This is a genomic window from Streptomyces sp. NPDC093089 (assembly GCF_044754405.1).
In the GTDB taxonomy this organism is placed as follows: domain Bacteria; phylum Actinomycetota; class Actinomycetes; order Streptomycetales; family Streptomycetaceae; genus Streptomyces.
In genome coordinates this window covers 236678-259348 of sequence record NZ_JBIVPA010000005.1, presented here as the reverse complement: position 1 = coordinate 259348, position 22671 = coordinate 236678, and the positions used below count along the sequence as shown (strand labels likewise).

The window sequence follows — 22671 nt, the reverse complement described above, 5'->3', positions numbered from 1 at the left end:
CGATTGCCCACACGGGGGGGTGGCAGCAGGCGCAACCCGCCCGAAGCACAGGCGCGGCCCGCACGAGGCGAGGGTGCGGTCAGGGACGACGACGGGTCGGTCAGGCGTCGTGTGTGAAGGTGCGCGGGGCGCGCGGGCGCCATCGCATCCCGTTGACCTGGCCCGGCTCGGAGCCGATGACGTAGCGGACCCGGCGGCCGTGGACACGGCGGGCGGGCGCGCGACAGCCGCGCGGGCGGCAGCCCCTGGCCAGCGGGGCGTGCTTGGAGACGGGGGCCGCGGCGGTACGGAGCCGGCCGCGGCGGCCCGAGGCGTCCGCGGGCACGACCGCACCGCCCGGGGCGGTGCCCAGGGCGGTCGGCGTGGCGCGGACGGGGGTCATGGCGGGGTCAGCTCCGGCCGTGGCGGAGGGCCGGGTGGGCGCCGGCGGCGACCAGGTCGGCGACGGCGGCCTTCGGGTCGCGGCCGGTGACGAGGGACTCTCCGACGAGGACCGCGTCGGCGCCGGCGTTGGCGTAGGCGATGAGGTCGTGCGGGCCGCGGACGCCGGACTCGGCGACCTTGACGATGTGCGCCGGGATCTCGGGGGCGACGCGCTCGAAGGTGGAGCGGTCGACCTGGAGGGTCTTGAGGTTGCGCGCGTTGACGCCGATGATCCGGGCGCCCGCGTCGACGGCGCGCTCGACCTCCTCCTCGTCGTGGACCTCGACCAGCGGGGTCAGCCCGATGGACTCGGCACGCTCGATGAGGGAGACCAGCGCCTCCTGCTCCAGGGCGGCGACGATGAGGAGCGCGAGATCCGCTCCGTACGCCCGGGCCTCCCAGAGCTGGTACGCGGTGACGATGAAGTCCTTGCGCAGGACCGGGATGTCGACCCGGGCGCGGACGGCCTCCAGGTCGGCGAGGGAGCCGCCGAAGCGGCGCTGCTCGGTGAGGACGGAGATGACGGCGGCGCCGCCCGCCTCGTAGTCCGCGGCGAGACCGGCCGGATCGGCGATCGCGGCGAGTGCGCCCTTGGACGGGCTGGAGCGCTTGACCTCGCAGATCACCTTGACGCCGTCGCCGCGCAGTGCGGCGACGCCGTCCTTGGCCTGCGGCGCCTTGGCGGCGCGCTCCTTGAGCTCGTCGAGGGTGACCCGCGCCTGTCGCTCTGCGAGGTCGGCGCGCACGCCTTCGATGATCTCGTCGAGCACACTCACGCGAGGGGCCCCCTTCCGGGACGGTGATGAGGAAACAGGTTCAGCCACTTCGATCCTATCCGCAGGACGGCTCCGGACTCGCATCGGCCGGAGCGGCGTCCCACCTGCTGGGACTCCCGTCGGGGTCCCCGAGTGCCGCTGAAGGGCCTCAGGGGGCCAGTGCGGAGCCGAAGGGAAGGTTCCGGACCAGGGTGAAGAGGGCGAGGACGGCGCCGATCCCCCACCCCCAGACCGGGGAGATCGCGAGGCGCATCGGCACCGCGCGGGTGGCACGAATCAGCCAGACGGCCATGACGACGGCGAAGAGCCCGTAGCCGACGACGGCCAGGGCGTTCGCGCCGAGCGCGGCGGGCAGGTCGCCGGTGACGAAGGCGTGGGCGCTGCGGAGTCCGCCGCACCCGGGGCAGTACAGACCGGTGAAGCGGAGCAGCGGGCAGACGGGGTAGTGCCCGGGTTCGTTGGGGTCGACGGCTCCGACGTACGCGAACGCGGCGGCGACCCCGGCGAGCGTCCCGACCGGCGCGAGCAGCCGCCGCACGAGCGGCCGAGGCCGCGGCACGGCACCCCCCGGCCCTCCCGACCACGCGGGTACGGCACCCCCCGGCGCTCCGGACCACGCGGGCACGGCGGCATCCCCCTGCCCTCCGGGCCACGTCGGTACGGCGCCGTCGGAACCCCCCGACCACGCGGCTGCGCCGTCAGCCGGCCGGCCGCCGGGCCCCGCGGGTACGGCGTCACCCGGACCCCCGTGCCCCTCGGCGGCGGTCGGTGTCGGGGCGGGTGGGGTGGGGGTTCCCGGTGGGGTGGATTCACCCGGTCGGGTGGGGGAAGCGTCGGTCGCGGCTCCGGCCGTCGGGTGCGTGTCCACCCGGTGATTCTCGCCCCTGACGCGCGAGGGCGCAGCCCGGCACGGCCGGACTGCGCCCTCGGGTGCGTCGTGTCGCGTCAGGAACGGGCCAGCGCGGTCGTGGTGGCGGCCTCGCGGGCGGCGGCGACGGCCGCCGACTCCTTCGGCATGCCGAGGCCGGCGGCCTTCATCGCGCCGCCGACGATGCCGCCGAGGAAGATGACGCCCACACCGGCCCAGAAACCGGGCAGGTTGGCGGCCACCATGAAGACGCCGGCGATGCAGAAGCCGATGAAGGAGATGATGACACCGGTCCAGGCGGCCGGGGTGTGTCCGTGGGCGCTGCCCGCCATGAGTTGCTCCTCGTTGCAGTTGCTCGATGGTGAGGTCTCGCGTGCGCGGACACTCGGCGTTCATTGTCCCGCACGGGGGCGCACGAGGATGAATCGGGGGTGCCGGGACGATCACGCGTCGCGGTCGGCCCTCCGGTCAGCCGCCGTGCGTGGGGTCCTCGCCGCGGTCGAGGGCCTTCCACAGGTCCTCGGGCCGGTCGGGGTCGGTGGTGGGTGCCTTGCGTCCGGCGCGCGGGGTTCCGGACCGTTCGTAGCGGCCGCCCATCGCGGGCCAGCTCTTGCCGAAGCGCAGGGCGAAGAGGCCGGCGAGCAGGATGAGGGCGGCGCCGGCGGCGGTCACGTACGGCCAGGCGGTGTGGGTGAGGCCGGCCACGGCGGCGGCGGTGTCGCCGCTGATGCGGGCGGCCTCGGCGTCGAGGGCGGTGCTGTCGGAGGCGCCGAGGACCGCGGCGAGCGCGGCGCCGGCGCCGCTGAGCGCGAGGAGCCCGGCGACGAGGGTGCGGCCGGTGCGGCGGACGGCGAAGACGGCGAAGAGGGCGGCGAGGCCGACGATCGCGAGGGCGGTCGGCACGCCGGTGACGGCGCTGCCGTCGGCTTCGACGGGGACGCTGCCGCCGCCGACGGACGCGGTGCCCTCGGCCCAGATCTGGCCGGCGGAGAGCAGGACGACGGTGGCGCCGAGGGCGCCGAGGAGGAGGGCCGCGGCCAGGCTGCGGCGGCCGCCGGTGGGGACGGCCGCGCGGGCGGCCCGGGGCTGGGGTACGGGTACGGCACTCACGTACCCCACTATCCCCTACGTGCTCAGTTGTCGTTCATCCGGTTGGCGGTGTGGACGGCGCGGAGGACGGCCGCGGCCTTGTTCCGGCACTCGTTGTCCTCGGCGACGGGGTCGGAGTCGGCGACGACACCCGCGCCGGCCTGCACGTACGCGGTGCCGTCGCGGAGCAGGGCGGTGCGGATGGCGATGGCGGTGTCGGCGTCGCCGGCGAAATCGAGATAACCGACACATCCGCCGTACAGGCCGCGCCGGGAGGGTTCGAGCTCCTCGATGATCTGCATCGCGCGGGGCTTGGGGGCTCCGGAGAGCGTGCCGGCGGGGAAGCAGGCGGTGAGGACGTCGAAGGCGGTCCGTCCTTCGGCGACCTTGCCGGTCACGGTGGAGACGATGTGCATGACGTGCGAGTAGCGCTCGATCGACATGAAGTCGACGACCTCGACGGAGCCGGGCGCGCAGACCCGGCCGAGGTCGTTGCGGCCGAGGTCGACGAGCATGAGGTGCTCCGCGCGTTCCTTGGGGTCGGCGAGCAGCTCCTCGGCGAGGTCGTGGTCCTCCTGCGGGGTGGCGCCGCGGTGCCGGGTACCGGCGATGGGGTGGACCATCGCCTGCCCGTCCTCGACCTTGACGAGGGCCTCGGGGCTGGATCCGACGACGTCGAAGCCGTTCTCGAAGCGGAAGAGGTACATGTACGGGGAGGGGTTGGTGGCCCGCAGGACCCGGTAGACGTCGAGCGCGGAGGCGGTGCAGGGGGTCTCGAAGCGCTGCGAGGGCACGACCTGGAAGGCCTCGCCGGCCCGGATGCGCTCCTTGATGTCCTCGACGGCGTCCTGGTAGGCGGGGCCGCCCCAGAGCGCGGAGAACTCGGGGAGTTCGGAGGCGGGGAGGGCGGTGGGGGCGGTGGCGACCGGGCGGGCGAGGTCGGCCTCCATGGCGTCGAGGCGGGCGACGGCGTGCGCGTACGCCTCGTCGACGCCGGTCTCCAGGTCGTTGTGGTTGATCGCGTTGGCGATCAGCAGGACCGAGCCGTCCCAGTGGTCGAGGACCGCGAGGTCGCTGGTGAGGAGCATGGTGAGCTCGGGGAGCTCCAGGTCGTCGCGGGTGGAGTCGCCGATCCGCTCCAGGCGGCGGACGATGTCGTAGCCGAGGTAGCCGACCATGCCGCCGGTGAACGGGGGCATCCCGGTGGAGAGGTCCCGGGGGGTGTGGAGGGCTTCGACGGTGGCGCGCAGGGCGTCGAGGGGGTCGCCGTCCGTGGGGACGCCGACGGGCGGGGTGCCGAGCCAGTGGGCCTCGCCGTCCCGCACCGTCAGGGTGGCGTCGCTGCGCACTCCGATGAAGGAGTAGCGGGACCAGGAGCGGCCGTTCTCCGCGGATTCGAGGAGGAAGGTGCCGGGCCGTTCGGCGGCGAGCTTGCGGTAGAGCCCGACCGGGGTGTCGCCGTCCGCGAGGAGCCTGCGGCTGACGGGGATGACGCGGCGGTCGGCCGCCAGCTTGCGGAACGTCTCGAGATCCATGGCGCCAGACCTTACTGGGATACGGGGAGCACGTCGGTGTCGAAGCAGGTGCGGGTGCCGGTGTGGCAGGCGGCCCCGACCTGGTCGACCTTGACGAGGACGGTGTCGGCGTCGCAGTCGAGGGCGACGGCCTTGACGTGCTGGACGTGGCCGGAGGTGTCGCCCTTGACCCAGTACTCCTGGCGGCTGCGGGACCAGTAGGTGGCGCGGCCGGTGGTGAGGGTGCGGTGCAGGGCCTCGTCGTCCATCCAGCCGAGCATCAGCACCTCGCCGGTGTCGTACTGCTGGGCGATGGCGGGGACGAGCCCGTCGGGGCTGCGCTTGAGCCGGGCGGAGACGGCCGGGTCGAGATTGCTGCTCATGGCGTCATTGTGCCGTGGTCCGGGACGGTGTCCGGCCGGGCGTCCACTGGGCGGACCGGTCGTCCCGGCCGTACGCTGGCGGGCATGTCGACCCATGCGAAACGTGAACGGCTTCTGCTCGCCGATCTGTTGGAGGCGGCGGGCCCGGACGCCCCGACGCTCTGCGAGGGCTGGCGGACCCGGGACCTCGCCGCCCATGTGGTGGTGCGCGAGCGGCGGCCCGACGCGGCGGCCGGTTCCCTCGTGCCGGCGCTGCGGGAGCGGCAGGAGCGGGTGCAGGCGGAGTTCGCCGACAAGCCGTACGAGGAGCTGATCCAGCTCATCCGCACGGGACCGCCGCGGTTCTCGCCGTTCACCATCAAGCAGGTGGACGAGGGGGCGAACGTCGTCGAGTTCTACGTGCACGCGGAGGACGTGCGCCGTGCGCAGCCCGACTGGTCGGCGCGCGAGCTGGACCCGGTCTTCGCGGACGCCCTCTGGTCCCGTCTTGAGCGGATGGCCCGGCTGCTCGGCCGCAAGGCCCCGGTGGGTCTGGTGCTGCGCCGTCCGAACGGCCAGACGGCCGTGGCCCACCGCGGCACCCCGGTGGTGACGGCCTCCGGGGAGCCGGGCGAGCTGGTGATGTACCTGTACGGGCGCCAGGACTCGGCGAAGGTGGCCCTGGAGGGCGAGCCGGAGGCGATCGAGCGGCTGCGGGAGACGAAGCAGCTGGGGATCTGATCCGAGCGGGCCGCTTCGGCGGGGCCGAGCCGCTTCGGCGGTTCAGCCCTGCTTCGGCGGGGCGGAGCCACCTCGGCAGTTCGGCGCCGCTTCGGCGGGGCGGGGTTGCTCCGGCGGGCCGGGCTGCTTCGGCAGTTCGGCGCCGCGGAGGGCCGGGACCAGGAGGGCGTACGCGCCGGACAGGGCGCAGACCGCCGCGCTGACGACGAAGACCGGGCCGGGGCCCCAGAGGCCGACGGCCGCGCCGGTGACCGGGAAGCTCAGCGGGGCGATGCCGAGGCTGCCGAGGCTGGAGACGGCGCTCACCCGGCCGAGGTAGGCGGGGTCGCACTCGGTCTGGACGAGGGCGTTGCACAGGGCTCCGGAGAGTCCGGCGAGCAGGCCGATGGAGACCGCGACGAGGCCGGCGAGGGCCAGCTGGGGAACGTGGGCGAGGGCGCCGATCGAGACGGCTCCGAGCACCATGGTCCAGCCCATGACGGTGCCGGCGCGGGGGATGCGGCCCTTGACGGTCAGCAGCAGGGAGGCGCCGGCGGCGCCGACGCCGAAGCCGGCGAGGACCCAGCCGATGCCGGTGGCGTCCCAGCCGCGCTGGTCGGACAGGACTGCGAGGCCGACGTTGAGGGGGCCGACGAAGCCGAGGTCGGCGAGGAGGACGACGATCATCAGCGGGCCGAGCGTCCGGTGGCCGCGGAGGTAGCGCAGGCCGGCGGCGAGGTCGCTCAGGGCGGTGCCGTCGGACGCCCGGTCCTCGTGCGGCAGCGGGCGGAGCCTGAGCGCGCCGAGCAGGGGCAGCGACAGGGCGAAGAGGGTGCCCGCGATGCCGAAGGCTGTGGCGGTGCCGCCGAGGGCGACGGCGAGCCCGCCGAGCGGGGCGCCGAGGACGGCGCCGAGCCGGTGGGCGAGGCCGCGCATGCCCTGGACGCGGGCGAGCTGGTCGTGCTCGGCGATGCGGGGCGGCAGGGCGCCGACGGCGGGGAGGAAGAGGGCGTCGACGACGCCGAAGACGAGGGCGACGGCGGCGAGCGCCCAGAGGCCGGGCGTGGCGAGGAAGAGGGTCGCGGCGAGGCCGAGGACGACCAGGGCGCGGACGGTGTCGGAGGCGATGACGACCCGTCGGGGGCCGAGGCGGTCGGCGATCGCTCCCCCGACGAGCAGGAGCAGGGCGCGGGGCACGGCGGAGACGGCCATGACGAGTCCGGCCTGGGCGGGGGTGCCGTTGCTGACGGCCGTCCAGGCGAGGGCGAGGTGGTAGACGCTGTCGCCGAGGGTGGAGGCCGTGTAGGCGCCGAGCCAGCGCAGGACCTGGGGGCTGCGGTGGGCGGGGCGGGCGGCGGCGGTGGTCGTGGTCGTGGTCGTGGTCATCGTCCCTCAGCCCCGGTAGGGGAAGCCGTGCAGGTGGACGGCGACGTTCTCGCGGCCTTCGGTGTCGCCGGCGTCCTCGGCTGCGCGGGCCCGCTGGTCGTACTTCTTGAGGAGCGCGTCGAGTTCCTCGCCCAGGGCGGCGAGTTCGGCGGCGGTGAGGCGGGGCAGCCACTCGGAGCTGATCGCGGCCGAGCGCCACTCGTCGGACCAGGTGAGCCGCTCGTCGATGAAGCGGCGGTGGAGCGCCGTGCGCTGGTCGTTGATGGTGCGGCCGACGGCGTCGCTCGCGGCGGCCATCTCGGGGTTCCCCCGGACGTCCTCGTCGCGGATGGACAGTCCGTACGAGCTGGGCTGCCACCAGCGTTCGCGGCCGTCGGCGGACTGGGCCTCGGCCTCCTCGATGAGGCCGTGCTCGGCGAGCTTGCGCAGGTGGTAGCTGACGAGGGAGACGGCCTCGTCGACCTGCTCGGCGAGCTGGGACGCGGTGGCCGTGCGGGCCACGAACAGGGCCCGGTAGAGGCGCATGCGCAGGGGGTGCGCGATGGCCTTCAGGGTGCCGAGGTCGTCGATGCGGCGGTTCTCCTGCGAGGTCATGTCCACGACCGTAGATACGAAGGAAAAGTTGCGCAACAAGATTTGCACAAATAATCCTGCGCATTTGGCGAAGAAGAAGGGCCCCCGCGGGGGCCCTTCACAGAAGCGGAACCTCCGGTCAGCGGACCGGGTGGCCCGCCTCCCGCAGCACTTCCTTGACCTGCGAGATCCGCAGATCACCGAAGTGGAAGACGGAGGCCGCGAGCACCGCGTCCGCCCCCGACGCCACGGCCGGCGCGAAGTCGGAGAGCTTTCCGGCGCCGCCGGACGCGATCACCGGCACCGTGACGTGCCGGCGCACCGCCGCGATCATCTCGGTGTCGTAGCCGTCCTTCGTGCCGTCCGCGTCCATCGAGTTGAGCAGGATCTCGCCCGCACCCAGCTCGGCGGCCCGGTGCGCCCACTCGACGGCGTCGAGGCCGGTGCCCTTGCGGCCGCCGTGCGTCGTCACCTCGAAGGAGCCCGAGGCGGTGCGGCGCGCGTCCACGGACAGGACGAGCACCTGGCGGCCGAAGCGCTCCGCGATCTCGCGGATCAGCTCGGGCCGCTCGATGGCGGCGGTGTTGACGCCCACCTTGTCGGCACCCGCCCGCAGCAGCTTGTCGACGTCCTCGGCCGAGCGGACGCCGCCGCCGACCGTGAGCGGGATGAAGACCTGCTCGGCGGTGCGGCGCACCACGTCGTAGGTGGTCTCCCGGTTGCCGGAGGAGGCGGTGATGTCCAGGAAGGTCAGCTCGTCGGCGCCCTCGGCGTCGTACAGCTTGGCCATCTCGACGGGGTCGCCCGCGTCCCGCAGGTTCTGGAAGTTGACGCCCTTGACGACCCGGCCGTTGTCCACGTCCAGGCAGGGGATCACGCGTACGGCGAGACTCATGCGGCATCACTCCTGAAGGCCTCGACCTCGACCTCGACGACCAGGCGGGGGTCGACGAAGCCGGACACGATGATCATCGACGCGGCGGGGCGGACGGCGTCGAACAGCTCCTTGTGGGCGCGGCCGACCTCCTCCACGTCCCGGGCGTGCGTGAGGTACATCCGGGTCCGGACGACGTGCTCCGCGCCCAGGTCCAGCTGCTTCAGCGCCCCGAGGGCCACGTTGAAGGAGTTGACCGCCTGGTCGTACGGGCCGCCGTCGGCGACCTGGCCGTCGACCACCGACGTGCAGCCGGAGACCAGGACAAGACCGTTCGGCAGCTCCACCGCGCGCGAGTAGCCGAACTGCTCCTCCCAGGGAGCGCCGGTGACGACCTTGCGTACGGAATCGGTCATACGGCGGCCACCGCCGCGATGGCCTCTTCGAGCGTGAAGGCCTTGGCGTACAGCGCCTTGCCGACGATCGCGCCCTCGACGCCGAGCGGGACGAGACCGGACAGGGCCCGCAGGTCGTCCAGGGAGGAGACGCCGCCGGAGGCGACGACGGGCTTGTCGGTGGCCGCGCAGACGTTCTTCAGGAGCTCCAGGTTGGGGCCCTGGAGCGTGCCGTCCTTGGCGATGTCGGTGACGACGTACCGCGCGCAGCCCTCGGAGTCCAGGCGGGCCAGCGTCTCGTACAGGTCTCCGCCGTCGCGGGTCCAGCCGCGGCCGCGCAGGGTGGTGCCCCGCACGTCGAGGCCGACGGCGATCTTGTCGCCGAACTCGGCGATGACCTTGGCGACCCACTCGGGGGTCTCCAGGGCGGCGGTGCCGAGGTTGACGCGGGTGCAGCCGGTGGCCAGGGCGGCGGCGAGCGAGGCGTCGTCGCGGATGCCGCCGGACAGCTCGACCTTGATGTCCATGGCCTCGGTGACCTGGCGGACCAGGTCGCGGTTGTCGCCGGTGCCGAAGGCGGCGTCCAGGTCGACCAGGTGGAGCCACTCGGCGCCGGCCCGCTGCCAGGCCAGGGCGGCCTCCAGCGGAGAGCCGTAGGAGGTCTCGCTGCCGGACTCGCCGTGGACGAGCCGGACGGCCTGGCCGTCGCGGACGTCGACGGCGGGGAGGAGTTCGAGAGTGCTCACAGGGTTCCGATCCAGTTGGTGAGGAGCTGGGCTCCGGCGTCGCCGGACTTCTCGGGGTGGAACTGGGTCGCCCACAGGGCGCCGTTCTCCACCGCCGCGACGAAGGGCTCGCCGTGGGTGGCCCAGCTGACCTTGGGGGCGCGGATGTTCTTGTTGCCGACCTCCAGGGTCCACTCGCGCACCGCGTAGGAGTGCACGAAGTAGTACCGGGCGTCGGCGTCGAGGCCGGCGAACAGCTCGCTGTCGGCGGGCGCGTCGACCGTGTTCCAGCCCATGTGGGGGACGACGGGGGCGTTCAACGGCTCGACCGTACCGGGCCACTCGTCGAGGCCCTCGCTCTCCACGCCGTGCTCGATGCCCTGGGCGAAGAGGATCTGCATGCCGACGCAGATGCCCATGACGGGGCGGCCGCCGGAGAGCCTGCGGCCGACGATCCAGTCGCCGCGGGCCTCCCTGAGGCCCGTCATGCAGGCGGAGAAGGCGCCGACGCCGGGAACGAGGAGCCCGTCGGCGTTCATCGCCTTGTCGTAGTCGCGGGTGATCTCGACGTCCGCGCCGACCCGGGCGAGCGCGCGCTCGGCCGAGCGGACGTTGCCGAAGCCGTAGTCGAAGACGACGACCTTCTTCGGGGACGCGGCGCTCATGCCCACACGTCCAGCCGCAGCACGCCGGCGCCGAGGCACATCGCGGCAGCGAGGGCGACGAGCACGATGACGCCCTTGGGCATCTGCTGCTTGACGAAGGAGTAGATGCCGCCGAGCAGGAAGAGCCCGACGACGATGAGGATGGTGGAGAGGCTGTTCACGACTAGAGCGCGCCCTTCGTGGAGGGGAGGATTCCGGCGGCGCGCGGGTCGCGCTCGGCAGCGTAGCGGAGCGCGCGGGCCAGGGCCTTGAACTGGCACTCCACGATGTGGTGGGCGTTGCGGCCGTACGGCACGTGGATGTGCAGCGCGATCTGGGCCTGGGCGACGAAGGACTCGAAGATGTGGCGGGTCATCGTCGTGTCGTACGAACCGATCATCGGCGCCATGTTCTCGGGCTCGGTGTGCACGAGGTAAGGGCGGCCGGAGAGGTCGACGGTCACCTGGGCGAGCGACTCGTCCAGCGGGACGGTGCAGTTGCCGAAGCGGTAGATGCCGACCTTGTCGCCGAGCGCCTGCTTGAAGGCGGCGCCGAGGGCGAGGGCGGTGTCCTCGATGGTGTGGTGCGAGTCGATGTGGAGGTCGCCGTCGGTCTTCACGGTCAGGTCGAACAGACCGTGCCGGCCGAGCTGGTCGAGCATGTGGTCGTAGAAGCCGACCCCGGTCGACACGTCGACCTTCCCGGTGCCGTCGAGGTCGATCTCGACGACGACGGAGGTCTCCTTGGTGGTGCGCTCAACGCGGCCTACGCGGCTCATCGCTCCTGCTCCTTCATCAATTCACGGACCGCGTCGAGGAACGCGTCGTTCTCTTCGGGGGTGCCGGCGGTGACCCGCAGCCATCCCGGTACGCCGTTGTCCCGGACCAGGACGCCCCGGTCGAGGATCCGCTGCCAGGCCGCGTGCGTGTCGGGGAACTTCCCGAACTGCACGAAGTTGGCGTCGGACTCGGTGACCTCGCAGCCGATCGCCCGGAGCTCGGTGACGAGCCGGTCGCGCTCGGCCTTGAGCTGCTCGACGTACCCGAGGAGGGTGTCGGTGTGCTCCAGGGCGGCGAGCGCGGTGGCCTGGGTGACGGCCGAGAGGTGGTACGGGAGGCGGACCAGCTGGACGGCGTCGACCACGGCCGGGTGGGCGGCGAGGTAGCCGAGGCGCAGTCCGGCGGCGCCGAACGCCTTGGACATGGTCCGGGAGACCACCAGGTGGGGGCGGCCCGCCAGGAGCGGCAGCAGCGACTCCCGGTGGCTGAACTCCACGTACGCCTCGTCCACGACGACCATCGAGGGCTTGGCCGCCTGGGCCGCCTCGTACAGGGCGAGGACGGTGGCGGCGTCGACCGCGGTGCCCGTGGGGTTGTTGGGCGAGGTGATGAAGACGACGTCGGGCCGGTGCTCGGCGATCGCCTTCTCGGCCGCCGCCACGTCGATGGTGAAGTCGTCGTCGCGCGGGCCGGAGATCCAGCCGGTGCCGGTGCCGCGGGCGATCAGGGCGTGCATCGAGTACGAGGGCTCGAAGCCGATCGCGGTACGGCCGGGGCCGCCGAAGGTCTGCAGCAGCTGCTGGAGGACCTCGTTGGAGCCGTTGGCCGCCCACACGTTCTCCAGCGCGACCGGGTGGTTCCCGGTGCGGGTGAGGTAGCGGGCGAGCTCGGTGCGCAGCTCGACCGCGTCCCGGTCGGGGTAGCGGTTGAGGCCGCGGGCGGCCTCGGCGACCCGCTCCGCGATCCGGGCCACCAGCGGCTCGGGCAGCGGGTAGGGGTTCTCGTTGGTGTTCAGCTGGACGGGGACGTCGAGCTGGGGCGCACCGTACGGGGACTTGCCCCTGAGTTCGCCGCGGACCGGCAGGTCGTCGATCCGGATGCTGTCGTTCTCGCTCACTTGCCCTCGGGGACCTTCCATCCGAACCGTGCCTTGATCGCGGCGCCGTGGGCCGGCAGGTCCTCGGCCTCGGCGAGGGTCACCACGTGGTGGGCGACGTCGGCGAGCGCGTCGCGCGTGTAGTCCACGATGTGCACGCCGCGCAGGAAGGACTGCACGGAGAGGCCCGAGGAGTGGCAGGCGCAGCCGCCGGTGGGCAGGACGTGGTTGGAGCCGGCGCAGTAGTCGCCGAGCGAGACCGGCGCCCAGGGGCCGACGAAGATCGCGCCCGCGTTGCGGACCCGGTCGGCGACGGCGGCGGCGTCGGCGGTCTGGATCTCCAGGTGCTCGGCGCCGTACGCGTCGACGACCTTGAGGCCGTCGGCGAGGTCGCGGACGAGGACGATCGCGGACTGGCGGCCGGCGAGGGCCGGGACGATCCGGTCGTCGACGTGCTTGGAGGCGGCGACCTGGGTCTTCAGTTCGGCCTCGGTGGCGGAGGCCAGCTCGTCCGAGTCGGTGACGAGGACGGAGGCGGCCATCGGGTCGTGCTCGGCCTGGCTGATGAGGTCGGCGGCGACGTGGACGGGGTCGGCGGTGGAGTCCGCGAGGATCGCGATCTCCGTCGGGCCGGCCTCGGCGTCGATGCCGATGCGGCCCTTGAGGAGGCGCTTGGCGGCGGCCACGTAGATGTTGCCGGGGCCGGTGACCAGGTTGACGGGGGCGCAGCCGGGCTCGTCGGCGGTTCCCTCGGTGCCGTAGGCGAACATGGCGACGGCCTGGGCGCCGCCGGCGGCGTAGACCTCGTCGACGCCGAGCAGGGCGCAGGCGGCCAGGATCGTCGGGTGCGGCAGGCCGCCGAACTCCTTCTGCGGCGGGGAGGCGATGGCGACGCCCTCGACGCCGGCCTCCTGCGCCGGGACGACGTTCATCACGACGGAGGACGGGTAGACGGAGCGGCCGCCCGGCACGTACAGGCCGACGCGCTCGACCGGGATCCACTTCTCGGTGACCGTGCCGCCGGCGACGACCTGGGTGGTGTGGGTGGTGCGGCGCTGCTCGCGGTGGACGAGCCGGGCGCGCCGGATGGACTCCTCGAGGGCGGCGCGGACGGCCGGGTCGAGCTCGTCGAGGGCGCGGGTGATCGCGTCGGCGGGGACGCGGAGGGACGGGACGCGGACGCCGTCGAATTTCTCCCCGTAGTCGATCACCGCTGCCGCGCCATGATGCCGGACGTCCTCGCAGATCGGCCGCACCTTCTCCAGGGCGGCTTCCACGTCGAACTCGGCACGGGGCAGCAGGTCGCGCAGGGCGGAACCCTCGGGCAGGGTCTCACCGCGCAGATCGATTCGAGAGATCACGGGTCAATTCTCGCAGACGGCCCATCGACGCCGGTCGGCCGTATCAACAGCTGATACATGCCAATCACTGACTGATACGCGCCACAGTGGCGTCTTGTCGCCACACCTGACCGTTAGCGTTCAGCCCGTCACACAGCGGGAAGAACGGCTGTACGAATCCACGAAGGACGCCGGCCGGAGTCGGCGGAGTCGTGGGAGCGGATCGTGGAAAGCGAGGGGGCGGCAGTGACCGAGCCGCACGAGGACGAGATGCCGGACGGCCTCACGGGACCGGAGCGGGCCGTGTGGCGGGCGTTCCGGATCGGCAGGACGTGCGATCTCACGGAGGGGATCGCGGAGCGGGACGACCCGTTCAGGGAGCGGGAGTGGGAGTGGGGTGAGGAGCGGAGCGTCCGCGCCGACGTGGTGGCGCTGCTGCTGCTCGCCGGGCCGCCGGCCCGGTCCGGGCGGGTCGCCGCGCTGAAGCTGCGCGGCGTGCGGATCACCGGCGTGCTGAATCTGGCGGGCGGGACGATAGGGCCGTACGTGGAGCTGCACGGCTGCCGCTTCGACGGCGAGGTGGTGCTGCCCGAGGCGCGCTTCGGGACGCTGCGGATGGTGGAGTGCTCGCTGCCGCGCCTGGAGGCGGCGCGGCTGCACACGGAGGGCGACCTCCACCTGCCGCGCTGCCGGGTGCGCCACGGCATACGGCTGACGGACGCCCAGATCGGCACGGACCTGCTGATCAACCAGATCCAGGTGTGGCCGGACCGGCGGGGCCGGGCGATCACCGCGGACGGCATGGTGGTGGCGCAGGACGTCCAGGCGGAGCTGATCGAGACGCACGGCGAGCTGAGCCTGCGCGGGGCGAAGGTCGGCGTGTCGCTCAGCCTGCGCGGCAGCGTGCTGCGCGGGGCGCAGGGCCGCCGCGCCCTGAACGCACCGCAGCTGACCGTGGAGCGCTCGCTCTACCTGAACGCGGCGTGGGTGTACGACGACTCGGGGAGCTACGCCTCCACCTACTCCACGGCCACCCCGCCGTACGGGGTGACGCCCGCCCAGGGCGCCCGGCGCAAGCCGGTGGAGTGCCACGGCGGGGTGCGGCTCGACGACGGCCGGTTCGGTGACGCCGTGGATCTGCACCACGCCCGCTTCGTGCTGAACGGCGCGCGCCGGGAGGAGGTGTCGCTCCGCCGGATCGTCACCCCGGAGCTCCGGTTCAACGGCGAGCGGCCGGAGGAGGGCCGGGTCGTGCTGAACGGCGCCAAGGTCGTCACGCTGATCGACCTGTCGACCAGCTGGCCGGGCCCCGGCGGGCTCGCGATGGGCGGCTTCGCCTACGAGAACCTCGTGCCGTACGGGCCGTTCCCACTGGCCCGGCGCCTGGAGTGGGTCGCGGCGGCGACCCCGGAGTACGCCCCCGAGCCGTACGAGCGGCTCGCGACGGTCCTGCGCAACAGCGGGGAGGACGCCGACGCCCGCGAGGTGCTGCTCGCCAAGCAGCGGCGAAGACGCGAGACCCTCCCCGTCGCCGGAAAGCTGTGGGGGTACGTCCAGGACTGGACGGTGGCGTACGGCTACCGGCCGGGCCGCGCGGCCCTGTGGATGGCGGTGCTCTGGGCGGCGGGCACGGCCGCCTTCTCCCACTACCGCCCGATCGCCCTGAAGGGCGCCGAGGCACCCGAGTGGAACGGCCCGCTGTACGCCCTGGACCTCCTGCTCCCTGTGATCAACCTCGGCCAGGACGGCTACTGGCGCCTGGAGGGCCTCTGGCAGTGGGCGGCGGCGGCGCTCATCCTCCTCGGCTGGATCCTGGCCACGACGGTGGCGGCGGGCGCCACCCGACTGCTGCGCCGCGGCTGACCGACCGGGCCGGACCGGCCGGACCGGGCGGACGGGCAGGCGGGCAGGCGGGCAGGCGGGCAGGCGGGCAGGCGGGCAGGCGGGCGACTGTTGCGCCGCGGTCGACCGGACGGACCGGTGGGCCGGTGGGCCGGTGGGCCGGTGGGCCGGTGGGCCGAGTGCGCTCGGGCGAGCCGGCGGGCCCGGCGCGCGGCCGACCGGGCGGGCTGGTGGAGAGGCTTCTGGGCCGCGGTGTGGGCCCGGTGGAATGAGGGTGAAAGGGCTGGGCAGGCGGGCGCGCGGGACCCCGGCGCGGTGGGAAAATACGTCGCACGATGTCCTTGCTCCGCGCCCTGGTCGGCGCCGTCCGCTCGGCCCGGCACGCACCGCGGCTCGCCGCGGGGTTGGTGCCGGACGACGACGTGCTGCTCGACGCCCCGGACGAGCGGCTCGCCCCCGCCCTCGTCGCCGCCGCCCTCGCCGACCCGGAACCGGCGGCGAAGCTGCTCGCCACCACCCGGGACGGCGGCGAGTGGGAGGACCGCGACCGGTACGTCACCCGGCTCGCCACCTTCGCGTACAACAGGGACGAGTGGCTGACGCACTGGCTCGCCTCCGCGCCCCGCGACCCCGACGCCCTCCTCGTCACGGCGCAGCTCGCCGTCCGCAGGGCCTGGGAGTCGCCGGCGCGGGCCGAGCGGCTGCGCGAGCTCGCCCCGCTGATCAGCGCGGTCGCGGAGCAGGCCCCGCGGGACCCGGTGCCGTGGCGCCTCGCCCTGGACCACGCGCGCGGGGCACACGCCGGGCACACGGTCTTCGAGTCGCTGTGGGCACAGGCCGTGCGCCGCTCCCCCCACCACTACGGCTGCCACGTCGCGGCGCTCAAGTACCTGTCCGCGCAGTGGTACGGCTCGCACCGCGCCGCCTTCGACTTCGCCGAGCAGGCCGCGGACGACGCCGCCGAGGGCTCGCTGGTCCGGGCCCTGCCGGTCCGCGCAACCTACGACCTGCTGCGGGTGGGGCCCGCGGACGACGGGTCGGTGCCCGCGGCGCGGATCGACCGGGCCGTGGACCGCGCCCTGGCCCTGTCGGCGGCCTTCCCCGCGGGCGACCGGTGGCCGGCCGAGGTCCGCAACCTGCTCGCGTACGTACTGGTCGAGCGCGGGCGGTGGCGGGACGCGTGGGCGGAGTTCGGCCGGATCGGCCCGTACGCGACCTCGTGCCCCTGGAGGGTCGCGCGGGGCTCCGTACCGGAGGATCCTCCCCCGGGCTCTCGGCTTCGCTCCGGCAGGGGGGACCCCCTCCTCGAATTCCTGGCCGCGCGGGACCTCGTCCGGGCCGAGGTGGCCCGTCGGACACCCCTGTGGGACACCGGAGTCGGACGGGCCGGACGGGGCGGGCCCGGCGGCCATTAGGCTTGACCGCTGTGACCACCGCTCGCCTGCCTCTCTTCCCGCTCAACGCGGTGCTGTTCCCGGGCCTCGTGCTGCCGCTGAACGTCTTCGAGGAGCGTTATCGCGCCATGATGCGCGAGCTGCTCACGATCGACGAGTCGGAGCCGCGCCGGTTCGCCGTCGTCGCGATCCGCGACGGCCGCGAGGTCGCGCCGACCGCCCCGGGCATGCCGGACCAGACATCGCTGCCGGAGAAGGGCCCGGGCGCGGGCTTCGGCTCCGACCCGATCCAGTCCTTCCACCGGGTCGGCTGCATCGCCGACGCGGCGTCGATCCGCGAGCGCGCCAACGGCAGCTTCGAGGTGATGGCCACCGGCACGACCCGGGTGAAGCTGCTCTCGGTCGACGCGAGCGGGCCGTTCCTGGTCGCCGAGGTCGAGGAGATCCCGGAGGAGCGCGGCGAGGAGGCCGGCACCCTCGCCGAGGGCGTACTGCGGGCCTTCCGGAGCTATCAGAAGCGGCTCGCGGGGGCGCGGGAGCGCTCACTGACGACGAGTGAGCTGCCCGACGACCCGTCGGTGGTGTCGTACCTGGTCGCGGCGGCGGCCGTGCTCGACACCCCGTCGAAGCAGCGGCTGCTCCAGGCCCCGGACACGGCGACGCGGCTGCGCGAGGAGCTGAGCCTGCTGCGCGCGGAGACGGCCGTGCTCCGTCATCTGCCGTCGCTGCCGGCGGTGGACCTGACGCAGGCCCCGACGTACCCGAACTGAGCCGGACCCCAGCGGGACGGACCGAGCCGAGGAAGAGCGCGTGGCGAAGAAGCAGAAGAAGAACGGCGGGGGCACCCCGGCGACGGTGGCGCTGACCGCGGCCGGCACCCCCTTCACCCTGCACGCGTACGAGCACGACCCCGCCTCCCCCTCCTACGGCGAGGAGGCGGCGGAGGCCCTCGGGGTCTCCCCCGACCGGGTCTTCAAGACGCTGGTGGCCGACGTGGACGGCGAGCTGACCGTGGCGGTGGTCCCGGTGGCGGGGCAACTGGACCTGAAGGCGCTGGCCTCGGCGGTCGGCGGCAAGCGCGCGGCGATGGCGGACCCGGCGGCGGCGGAGCGCACCACGGGGTACGTCCGGGGCGGGATCTCCCCGCTGGGCCAGCGCAAGCGTCTGCGTACCGTCCTCGACGCGTCGGCCTCGGACCACGCGACCGTCTGCATCTCGGCGGGCCGCCGCGGCCTCGAGGTGGAGCTCTCCCCCGCCGACCTGGCGGCCCTCACCTCGGCGGTCGTCGCCCCGATCGGCCGCGCCTGACGTCCGGCGCGGCCTTTCCCGGGGCCGGCGCCGTCAGTCGGCGCTCGGGCCCTGCCGGTACGGCTTCGGCTGGTCCCACGCCTCCGGCTCGGGGTCGCGGGGGCCGAACGCGGCCGTGAGGCCGAGGTGCACGATCATCGCCGCGAGCGGCCAGGCCAGCATCGCGGCCGCGGCCATGTTCAGTTCGAGCGGCGCCTCGAAGACGACGTTGGGGCCGACCGCCTTGGCGTGGCCGACGACGTCGTCCGTCGGGCCGAAGGACGTGCCGAGGCCCCAGGCGATGAGCGAGCCGAGGACGCCGCCCAGGGCCAGGCCGAGCACCAGCGGGACCCCGCCCTTGCGGCGCAGCAGGAAGACCACGAGCGCGGCGACCGCACCGAACGCCAGGGCGAGGAGCACGAACGTGCCGTCCGCGCCGATCGCCGACTCCCCCTCGGATTCGCGGAGGTAGACCCCCTTGCCGTCCGAGATCAGCAGGACGCGGGGGGCCAGGGTCAGCCACAGGACTCCGAGCACCGCGCCCGCGACCGCCGAGACGAGGGTCACCACGACGCCCTGCAGCACCTCGGCGCCCGTGATCGGGTCGCCGGCCGGCCCGTCGTGCGGCGGGGGCTGCGGGGGCCAGTCGGGGTCGTGCGGCGGCTGGTGAGGCGGAGTCAGGGGTGCGGTCACCCCGCCATCGTGCCAGGTGTCCCTGTGGCCCGCCTCAGCGGACGGCGGCCCGCCGGTACGCCCGGGTGGCGACGGCGAGGGAGAGGACGCCGACCGCCCCGCACACGGCGAGGTCGCCGGCGACGAGCGCCCAGTCCGGGTGCGGGGCGAAGGTGCGGGCCAGGGCCTCCACGCCGTACGTGGACGGCAGCAGGTCCCGCGCCCACGCGATCGGCGTGGGCATCCCCTCCGCCGGGAGCACGCCGAGGAGCAGCGCCGCCGACATGCCGAGCTGGCCGAGGAGGGTGGCCAGCTCCGGCCGGGGCGCGAGGAGCCCGAGGGCCGCGCCGAGTCCGGCGAGCGCCGCCCCGGAGAGCGGGACGACGGCGGCGAGGATCCACAGGTGGCCGAGCGGAAGGCCGAACAGCACGGATCCGGCGACGGCGGTGACGACCGTCCCGGGCACGGTGAAGGAGGCGTACGCCCCGGCCGCGCCGAGCACGACCGCGGCGGGCGGCACGGGCAGCGTGGCGTAGTGGTCGAGGCCGCCGGCGGCCCGCAGCTGCCCGAAGTACTGGGCGAGCAGGTTGAGCGCGACGAAGGCGACGACCAGGACGGTGGAGCCCGCCACGACGGCCCTCGCCTCGGTGCCGCCGTCGACGACCCCGCGCATCATGACCATGATGCCGATCGACTGGAAGGTGGCCACGAAGAGCAGCGGGATGCGGGCGACCCGGGCCCGGGAGAGCTGCGCCCGGTAGACGGCGGCCAGGGCCGGCAGCAGCCGGGCGCGCGGGGCGAGGGGCGCGGGGCCGTCCTCGGCGCCGCGGGACCGGGTGGTCGACGCGGCGGTCGGCAGGACCTCCGCGGGCACGGTGCTCACTGCGGGCGGCTCCTGACGGTGTCGTGGGGTTCGTGGGGGGCGCGCGGGGCGCGGGGCGCGGGGCGGGTCACGCCTTCACCAGCCCCTCGGTCGCCCCGCCCAGGGCGAGGTAGACGTCCTCCAGGCTGGGCGTGGCCAGGGTGAAGTCGTCGAGCGCGGCGAAGGCGGCGCCGCCGGTGACGGTGGCGACGGCCGCGCGGGCGGCGTCGGGGGCGAGCCGGAGGCTCCAGCGCCGTCCGGTCTCCTGGGCGAGCTCCCGCAGCACGGCGACCTCGGGCAGGTGGAGCGGGGCCGTCTCGCGCCAGACCAGTTCGACGCGGACCTCGCCGGCGACGCGTTCCTTGAGCCCGGCGGGGGTGTCGCAGGCGATGACCCGGCCGTGGTCGAGGACGGCGACCCGGTCGAGGACGGTCTCGGCCTCGATGACGTTGTGGGTGACGAGCACCACGGTGGCGCCGTGCTCGGCGCGGCGCCGGTCGACGGCGGCCCAGACGGCCCGGCGGGCGACGGGGTCCATGCCGGTGGTGGGTTCGTCGAGGACGAGCACGGGCCGTCCGCCGACGAGGGCGGCGGCGACGCAGGCGAGCCGCCGCTGTCCGCCGGAGAGCTTCTTGAGCGGCCGGGAGGCGAGCGCGGTGAGGCCAAGCTCCTCCAGGACGGCGTCCCGCTCGGCGCGCGCGTCGGGGGCGGTGAGGCCGCGCAGCCGTGCGGTGGTCTCGGCGGCGAGGGCGACGGTCAGCTCGTCGAGGGCGGTGGACTCCTGGCCGAGGTAGGCGAGGAGCCGGGCCGCCCGCTCGGGGTGGCGGACCAGGTCGTGGCCGAGGAGCTCGACGGTGCCGGAGTCGGGGCGCATGAGTCCGGTGAGCTGGCGGACGAGGCTGGACTTGCCGGCTCCGTTGGGCCCGAGCAGGCCGAAGATCTCGCCGCCGCGCACGTCGAGGCTGACCCCGTCGGTGGCCCGCACCTCGGGTGTCGCCGGCGCACCGCGCCTACCGCGCGTGGCGGGGTACGTCTTGACCAGGTCCCGCACCACGCACACCGTACTCACGGGGGAAGAGCCTACGGGGTCGCCGGGCCCGGTCCGGGCGCGGGGGCGTGTTCGGCGGCGGCGCGGACGTCGATCTCGCGCCAGAACCCGGCTCGGATGGCGTACCGGTCGTGCTCGTCGATCTGGTCGTCCTTGTGGGCGAGCAGACCGAAGCGGGCGGCGTAGCGGAGGAGTTCGCCGTCGATACGGTGCGGGATGCGGGGGTAGAGGGTGGACAGCTTCTGGACGTGGCTCTGCTCGGGGAGCCGTTCCATCCAGCGACGGGCGAACACCTGGCCGACCTCGAACGGGTCGCCGCCGACGGTGGTGATGTCCTCCTCGCGGTCGGCCCAGCGCTGCTCGGCGCTGGTCAGCGCGGCGAGGGTGGGCAGGGAGGCGGTCTCGGCGGGCTCGCCGAGGGAGGGCGCGGGGCGCTCGACCCAGCCCCGGTCGGAGGACCAGCGGAGCGCGCTGGTGCCCTGCGGCACGGTGGCGACGGACGCGCCGGGCGGCGCCGGGGTGCCGGGGCCGCGCAGGCCGGCCAGGTCCTTGGGGGTGGGGACGCCCTTGCCCGTGGCGGGGGCGGGGAGCGCCGTTCCGTTCAGGTGACCGCCGCCCAGGTGGCCGTCGTCCCGCAGGTGACCGTCCTCGCGGAGGTGGGCGTCGTCCCGCAGGTGGCCGTTGTCGGGGAGGTGGCCGTTGGCGTGGACGCGGTCGCCGTCGCGGACGTGGCCGTTGCGGTGGACGAGGCCGTCGGTGCCGTGGCCGCGGTCGGCGGGGACGGCGGCGTCCCCCGCCGGGGCGGGGCCGCCGGTGCGCGCGGCCGCGGCCTCCGCCGCCCGTTCGGCCGAGGCGGCGAGGGCGGCCTCGGGCAGCGGCGCGGAGAGGATCGCCGCGATCTCGGGGCGCGGGGCGGGCGGGGGCGCGCAGAGGCCGCTGAGGTCCTTGGCGCGGACGGCGCGGGTGATCCAGGTCCGGTCGAGGACGCGCCGTTCGTCGGCCTCGGCCACGAGGTCCTCGGACTGGTTGTAGTCGCCGTCGGCGGCCTGGACGGCCCAGAGGTGGACGGCGACGCCGTGCTCCTTGGCCGACATGAGGCCCGGCAGCAGGTCGCCGTCGCCGGTGACGAGCACGATGTCGGAGCAGGCCCGGTTCCTGGCGAGCTCGGTCAGCTCGGTGTGCATGGCCGCGTCGACGCCCTTCTGCGCCCAGCGCCCCTCGCTCCTGGTCAGGGCGCCGAGCCGGACGGTGACGCGGGGCATCACGCGCAGTCTGCGGTGCTCGGGCTGGGGCACCCGGTCGGGTGCGCCGTCGAACCAGTAGATCCGCAGCAGGGGCAGGGCGGTCTCGGCCTCGGCCCGCTCGCGCAGCTGCCGGATGAGGCCGGCGTGGTCGACGGTGATCCGGGAGCGGGCCGGTTCCCCGGCGAGAAGACTGGCGGCGGCGCCCAGGAGGTAGCCGGCGTCCACCAGGACGACGCAGCGGTCCACGTGTTCCACCCTCTTTCGGGAGCCTCGGATTCGAAAGGGTGCTTCGGGTTTCCTTCGAGTCTGCCCGACCGCCGGGGGCTTGACGGCCGGAACTGGATCATCGGCGTGGCGAGTATCACGTCAGCCCACCCCTCACGCTCCGTAATGATCCAACATGCGGCGGTTCATACCGTATGTGAGTCTGACAGCGGCCCTGGCCCCTAGGTCCCTTTGAGGAGGCATTCCCATGGCCAAGAACCGCAACCAGAACCGCGGTCAGAAGCAGCAGTCCCCGGCCGAGCGCGGCGCGCAGCAGGCGCAGCAGTCCGCCCTCGAATCCCAGGCCGAACAGCGCGCCGCCCAGGTGACACCGGGCGACATGGCGCGGAAGGGTCGTCAGAAGCGCTTCGGCCACAACTGACGCCTCCACGGCAAAGGGGCGCGCCCGTGACAACGGGCGCGCCCCTTGCGCGTGCGCGGAGGCCGAAGCGGCGGCCGAGACGGTCTGTACGGAGACCGAAGCGGCGGCCGCA

Annotated in this window: 27 protein-coding genes; 6 read left to right on the top strand and 21 right to left on the bottom strand. The window is 74.2% G+C overall.

All coding sequences use genetic code 11. The features are described 5' to 3' along the window. Positions 1–100 precede the first annotated feature (100 nt). The 7 genes from trpM to hisI form a co-directional block, all read right to left on the bottom strand. A complete protein-coding gene (gene trpM / locus ACIQFX_RS13905) occupies positions 101–382 on the bottom strand; it encodes a tryptophan biosynthesis modulator TrpM (protein ID WP_402462180.1) in 282 nt (93 codons plus the stop codon). Between the two features lie 7 nt (positions 383–389). Beyond that, the gene (gene trpC, locus ACIQFX_RS13900; protein WP_376481680.1) at positions 390–1199 is read right to left on the bottom strand and encodes an indole-3-glycerol phosphate synthase TrpC; all 810 of its coding nucleotides are present in this window, start codon (positions 1197–1199) and stop codon (positions 390–392) included. Between the two features lie 148 nt (positions 1200–1347). Beyond that, entirely contained in the window at positions 1348–1758 is a 411-nt protein-coding gene (locus ACIQFX_RS13895) for a DUF2752 domain-containing protein (RefSeq protein WP_402462175.1), read from the bottom strand. Positions 1759–2144: 386 nt separating this feature from the next. Further along, on the bottom strand, positions 2145–2399 hold the full coding sequence (locus ACIQFX_RS13890; RefSeq protein ID WP_402462172.1) for an HGxxPAAW family protein: 255 nt from the start codon (positions 2397–2399) through the stop codon (positions 2145–2147). A 136-nt stretch (positions 2400–2535) separates the two neighbouring features. Further along, positions 2536–3186 (bottom strand): TIGR02234 family membrane protein, encoded by a 651-nt coding sequence (locus tag ACIQFX_RS13885; RefSeq protein ID WP_402462169.1) that lies wholly within the window; start codon positions 3184–3186, stop codon positions 2536–2538. Between the two features lie 14 nt (positions 3187–3200). Then, entirely contained in the window at positions 3201–4691 is a 1491-nt protein-coding gene (locus ACIQFX_RS13880; RefSeq protein ID WP_402462166.1) for an anthranilate synthase component I, read from the bottom strand. A gap of 11 nt (positions 4692–4702) precedes the next feature. Next, on the bottom strand, positions 4703–5053 hold the full coding sequence (gene hisI / locus ACIQFX_RS13875) for a phosphoribosyl-AMP cyclohydrolase (protein WP_033204624.1): 351 nt from the start codon (positions 5051–5053) through the stop codon (positions 4703–4705). Positions 5054–5137: 84 nt separating this feature from the next. On the opposite strand from hisI, the gene ACIQFX_RS13870 reads away from it, so the two are divergent. Next, a complete protein-coding gene (locus ACIQFX_RS13870) occupies positions 5138–5773 on the top strand; it encodes a TIGR03085 family metal-binding protein (protein WP_402462163.1) in 636 nt (211 codons plus the stop codon). 42 nt (positions 5774–5815) lie between these two features. Here the strand turns inward: ACIQFX_RS13870 and ACIQFX_RS13865 are convergent, their stop codons facing one another. The 10 genes from ACIQFX_RS13865 to hisD form a co-directional block, all read right to left on the bottom strand. After that, positions 5816–7138, bottom strand: coding sequence for an MFS transporter (locus ACIQFX_RS13865; RefSeq protein WP_402462160.1), 1323 nt, complete (start codon positions 7136–7138; stop codon positions 5816–5818). Positions 7139–7144: 6 nt separating this feature from the next. Then, positions 7145–7732 carry an ArsR/SmtB family transcription factor gene (locus ACIQFX_RS13860; protein WP_402462157.1) on the bottom strand — a complete coding sequence of 196 codons (588 nt, stop codon included), beginning with the start codon at positions 7730–7732 and terminating at the stop codon, positions 7145–7147. Positions 7733–7850: 118 nt separating this feature from the next. Next, positions 7851–8606 carry an imidazole glycerol phosphate synthase subunit HisF gene (hisF, locus tag ACIQFX_RS13855; protein ID WP_402462154.1) on the bottom strand — a complete coding sequence of 252 codons (756 nt, stop codon included), beginning with the start codon at positions 8604–8606 and terminating at the stop codon, positions 7851–7853. Further along, positions 8603–9001, bottom strand: a complete 399-nt coding sequence (locus ACIQFX_RS13850) for a RidA family protein (protein ID WP_402462151.1) — start codon at positions 8999–9001, stop codon at positions 8603–8605. The genes hisF and ACIQFX_RS13850 overlap by 4 nt, the downstream gene beginning before the upstream one ends. Next, positions 8998–9726 carry a bifunctional 1-(5-phosphoribosyl)-5-((5-phosphoribosylamino)methylideneamino)imidazole-4-carboxamide isomerase/phosphoribosylanthranilate isomerase PriA gene (gene priA / locus ACIQFX_RS13845; RefSeq protein ID WP_017238761.1) on the bottom strand — a complete coding sequence of 243 codons (729 nt, stop codon included), beginning with the start codon at positions 9724–9726 and terminating at the stop codon, positions 8998–9000. Before priA ends, ACIQFX_RS13850 begins: the two co-directional genes overlap by 4 nt. Next, entirely contained in the window at positions 9723–10370 is a 648-nt protein-coding gene (hisH, locus tag ACIQFX_RS13840) for an imidazole glycerol phosphate synthase subunit HisH (RefSeq protein ID WP_402462147.1), read from the bottom strand. Before hisH ends, priA begins: the two co-directional genes overlap by 4 nt. Continuing rightward, entirely contained in the window at positions 10367–10531 is a 165-nt protein-coding gene (locus ACIQFX_RS13835) for a hypothetical protein (protein WP_402462144.1), read from the bottom strand. Before ACIQFX_RS13835 ends, hisH begins: the two co-directional genes overlap by 4 nt. A gap of 2 nt (positions 10532–10533) precedes the next feature. Continuing rightward, complete coding sequence (hisB, locus tag ACIQFX_RS13830; RefSeq protein ID WP_017238764.1) at positions 10534–11127, bottom strand: imidazoleglycerol-phosphate dehydratase HisB; 594 nt, start codon at positions 11125–11127, stop codon at positions 10534–10536. Continuing rightward, entirely contained in the window at positions 11124–12245 is a 1122-nt protein-coding gene (locus ACIQFX_RS13825) for a histidinol-phosphate transaminase (RefSeq protein WP_402462141.1), read from the bottom strand. The genes hisB and ACIQFX_RS13825 overlap by 4 nt, the downstream gene beginning before the upstream one ends. Further along, positions 12242–13585, bottom strand: a complete 1344-nt coding sequence (gene hisD / locus ACIQFX_RS13820; RefSeq protein WP_402462138.1) for a histidinol dehydrogenase — start codon at positions 13583–13585, stop codon at positions 12242–12244. The genes ACIQFX_RS13825 and hisD overlap by 4 nt, the downstream gene beginning before the upstream one ends. Positions 13586–13810: 225 nt before the next feature. On the opposite strand from hisD, the gene ACIQFX_RS13815 reads away from it, so the two are divergent. From ACIQFX_RS13815 to ybaK, 4 genes are all read left to right on the top strand, one after another. Continuing rightward, the gene (locus ACIQFX_RS13815) at positions 13811–15427 is read left to right on the top strand and encodes an oxidoreductase (protein ID WP_402462134.1); all 1617 of its coding nucleotides are present in this window, start codon (positions 13811–13813) and stop codon (positions 15425–15427) included. Positions 15428–15741: 314 nt separating this feature from the next. After that, positions 15742–16821 carry a hypothetical protein gene (locus ACIQFX_RS13810; protein ID WP_402462131.1) on the top strand — a complete coding sequence of 360 codons (1080 nt, stop codon included), beginning with the start codon at positions 15742–15744 and terminating at the stop codon, positions 16819–16821. An 11-nt stretch (positions 16822–16832) separates the two neighbouring features. Beyond that, positions 16833–17570: an LON peptidase substrate-binding domain-containing protein gene (locus tag ACIQFX_RS13805; RefSeq protein ID WP_402462128.1), complete on the top strand. Its 738-nt coding sequence runs from the start codon at positions 16833–16835 to the stop codon at positions 17568–17570. A 40-nt stretch (positions 17571–17610) separates the two neighbouring features. Continuing rightward, entirely contained in the window at positions 17611–18108 is a 498-nt protein-coding gene (gene ybaK, locus ACIQFX_RS13800) for a Cys-tRNA(Pro) deacylase (RefSeq protein WP_402462125.1), read from the top strand. A gap of 33 nt (positions 18109–18141) precedes the next feature. Here the strand turns inward: ybaK and ACIQFX_RS13795 are convergent, their stop codons facing one another. The 4 genes from ACIQFX_RS13795 to ACIQFX_RS13780 all read right to left on the bottom strand — a co-directional run bounded on the left by ACIQFX_RS13795 (position 18142) and on the right by ACIQFX_RS13780 (position 22168). Continuing rightward, the gene (locus ACIQFX_RS13795) at positions 18142–18780 is read right to left on the bottom strand and encodes a DUF2567 domain-containing protein (RefSeq protein ID WP_402462122.1); all 639 of its coding nucleotides are present in this window, start codon (positions 18778–18780) and stop codon (positions 18142–18144) included. A gap of 34 nt (positions 18781–18814) precedes the next feature. Beyond that, complete coding sequence (locus ACIQFX_RS13790) at positions 18815–19642, bottom strand: ABC transporter permease (RefSeq protein WP_402462119.1); 828 nt, start codon at positions 19640–19642, stop codon at positions 18815–18817. A 67-nt stretch (positions 19643–19709) separates the two neighbouring features. Continuing rightward, positions 19710–20681, bottom strand: a complete 972-nt coding sequence (locus ACIQFX_RS13785) for an ABC transporter ATP-binding protein (RefSeq protein ID WP_402462842.1) — start codon at positions 20679–20681, stop codon at positions 19710–19712. A 20-nt stretch (positions 20682–20701) separates the two neighbouring features. After that, positions 20702–22168: an NYN domain-containing protein gene (locus ACIQFX_RS13780; RefSeq protein ID WP_402462116.1), complete on the bottom strand. Its 1467-nt coding sequence runs from the start codon at positions 22166–22168 to the stop codon at positions 20702–20704. 217 nt (positions 22169–22385) lie between these two features. Here ACIQFX_RS13780 and ACIQFX_RS13775 point away from each other — a divergent pair, with 217 nt between their 5' ends. Beyond that, complete coding sequence (locus ACIQFX_RS13775) at positions 22386–22559, top strand: hypothetical protein (protein WP_017238775.1); 174 nt, start codon at positions 22386–22388, stop codon at positions 22557–22559. Positions 22560–22671: the final 112 nt, after the last annotated feature.

Excerpts from the sequence above, each read along its gene's own strand:
- trpM (WP_402462180.1), bottom strand. The coding sequence starts at position 382 with ATGACCCCCGTCCGCGCCACGCCGACCGCCCTGGGCACCGCCCCGGGC.
- ACIQFX_RS13890 (WP_402462172.1), bottom strand. The coding sequence starts at position 2,399 with ATGGCGGGCAGCGCCCACGGACACACCCCGGCCGCCTGGACCGGTGTC.
- ACIQFX_RS13880 (WP_402462166.1), bottom strand. The coding sequence starts at position 4,691 with ATGGATCTCGAGACGTTCCGCAAGCTGGCGGCCGACCGCCGCGTCATC.
- hisI (WP_033204624.1), bottom strand. The coding sequence starts at position 5,053 with ATGAGCAGCAATCTCGACCCGGCCGTCTCCGCCCGGCTCAAGCGCAGC.
- ACIQFX_RS13870 (WP_402462163.1), top strand. The coding sequence starts at position 5,138 with ATGTCGACCCATGCGAAACGTGAACGGCTTCTGCTCGCCGATCTGTTG.
- ACIQFX_RS13865 (WP_402462160.1), bottom strand. The coding sequence starts at position 7,138 with ATGACCACGACCACGACCACGACCACCGCCGCCGCCCGCCCCGCCCAC.
- ACIQFX_RS13860 (WP_402462157.1), bottom strand. The coding sequence starts at position 7,732 with ATGACCTCGCAGGAGAACCGCCGCATCGACGACCTCGGCACCCTGAAG.
- hisF (WP_402462154.1), bottom strand. The coding sequence starts at position 8,606 with ATGAGTCTCGCCGTACGCGTGATCCCCTGCCTGGACGTGGACAACGGC.
- ACIQFX_RS13850 (WP_402462151.1), bottom strand. The coding sequence starts at position 9,001 with ATGACCGATTCCGTACGCAAGGTCGTCACCGGCGCTCCCTGGGAGGAG.
- hisH (WP_402462147.1), bottom strand. The coding sequence starts at position 10,370 with ATGAGCGCCGCGTCCCCGAAGAAGGTCGTCGTCTTCGACTACGGCTTC.
- hisB (WP_017238764.1), bottom strand. The coding sequence starts at position 11,127 with ATGAGCCGCGTAGGCCGCGTTGAGCGCACCACCAAGGAGACCTCCGTC.
- ACIQFX_RS13810 (WP_402462131.1), top strand. The coding sequence starts at position 15,742 with ATGTCCTTGCTCCGCGCCCTGGTCGGCGCCGTCCGCTCGGCCCGGCAC.
- ACIQFX_RS13775 (WP_017238775.1), top strand. The coding sequence starts at position 22,386 with ATGGCCAAGAACCGCAACCAGAACCGCGGTCAGAAGCAGCAGTCCCCG.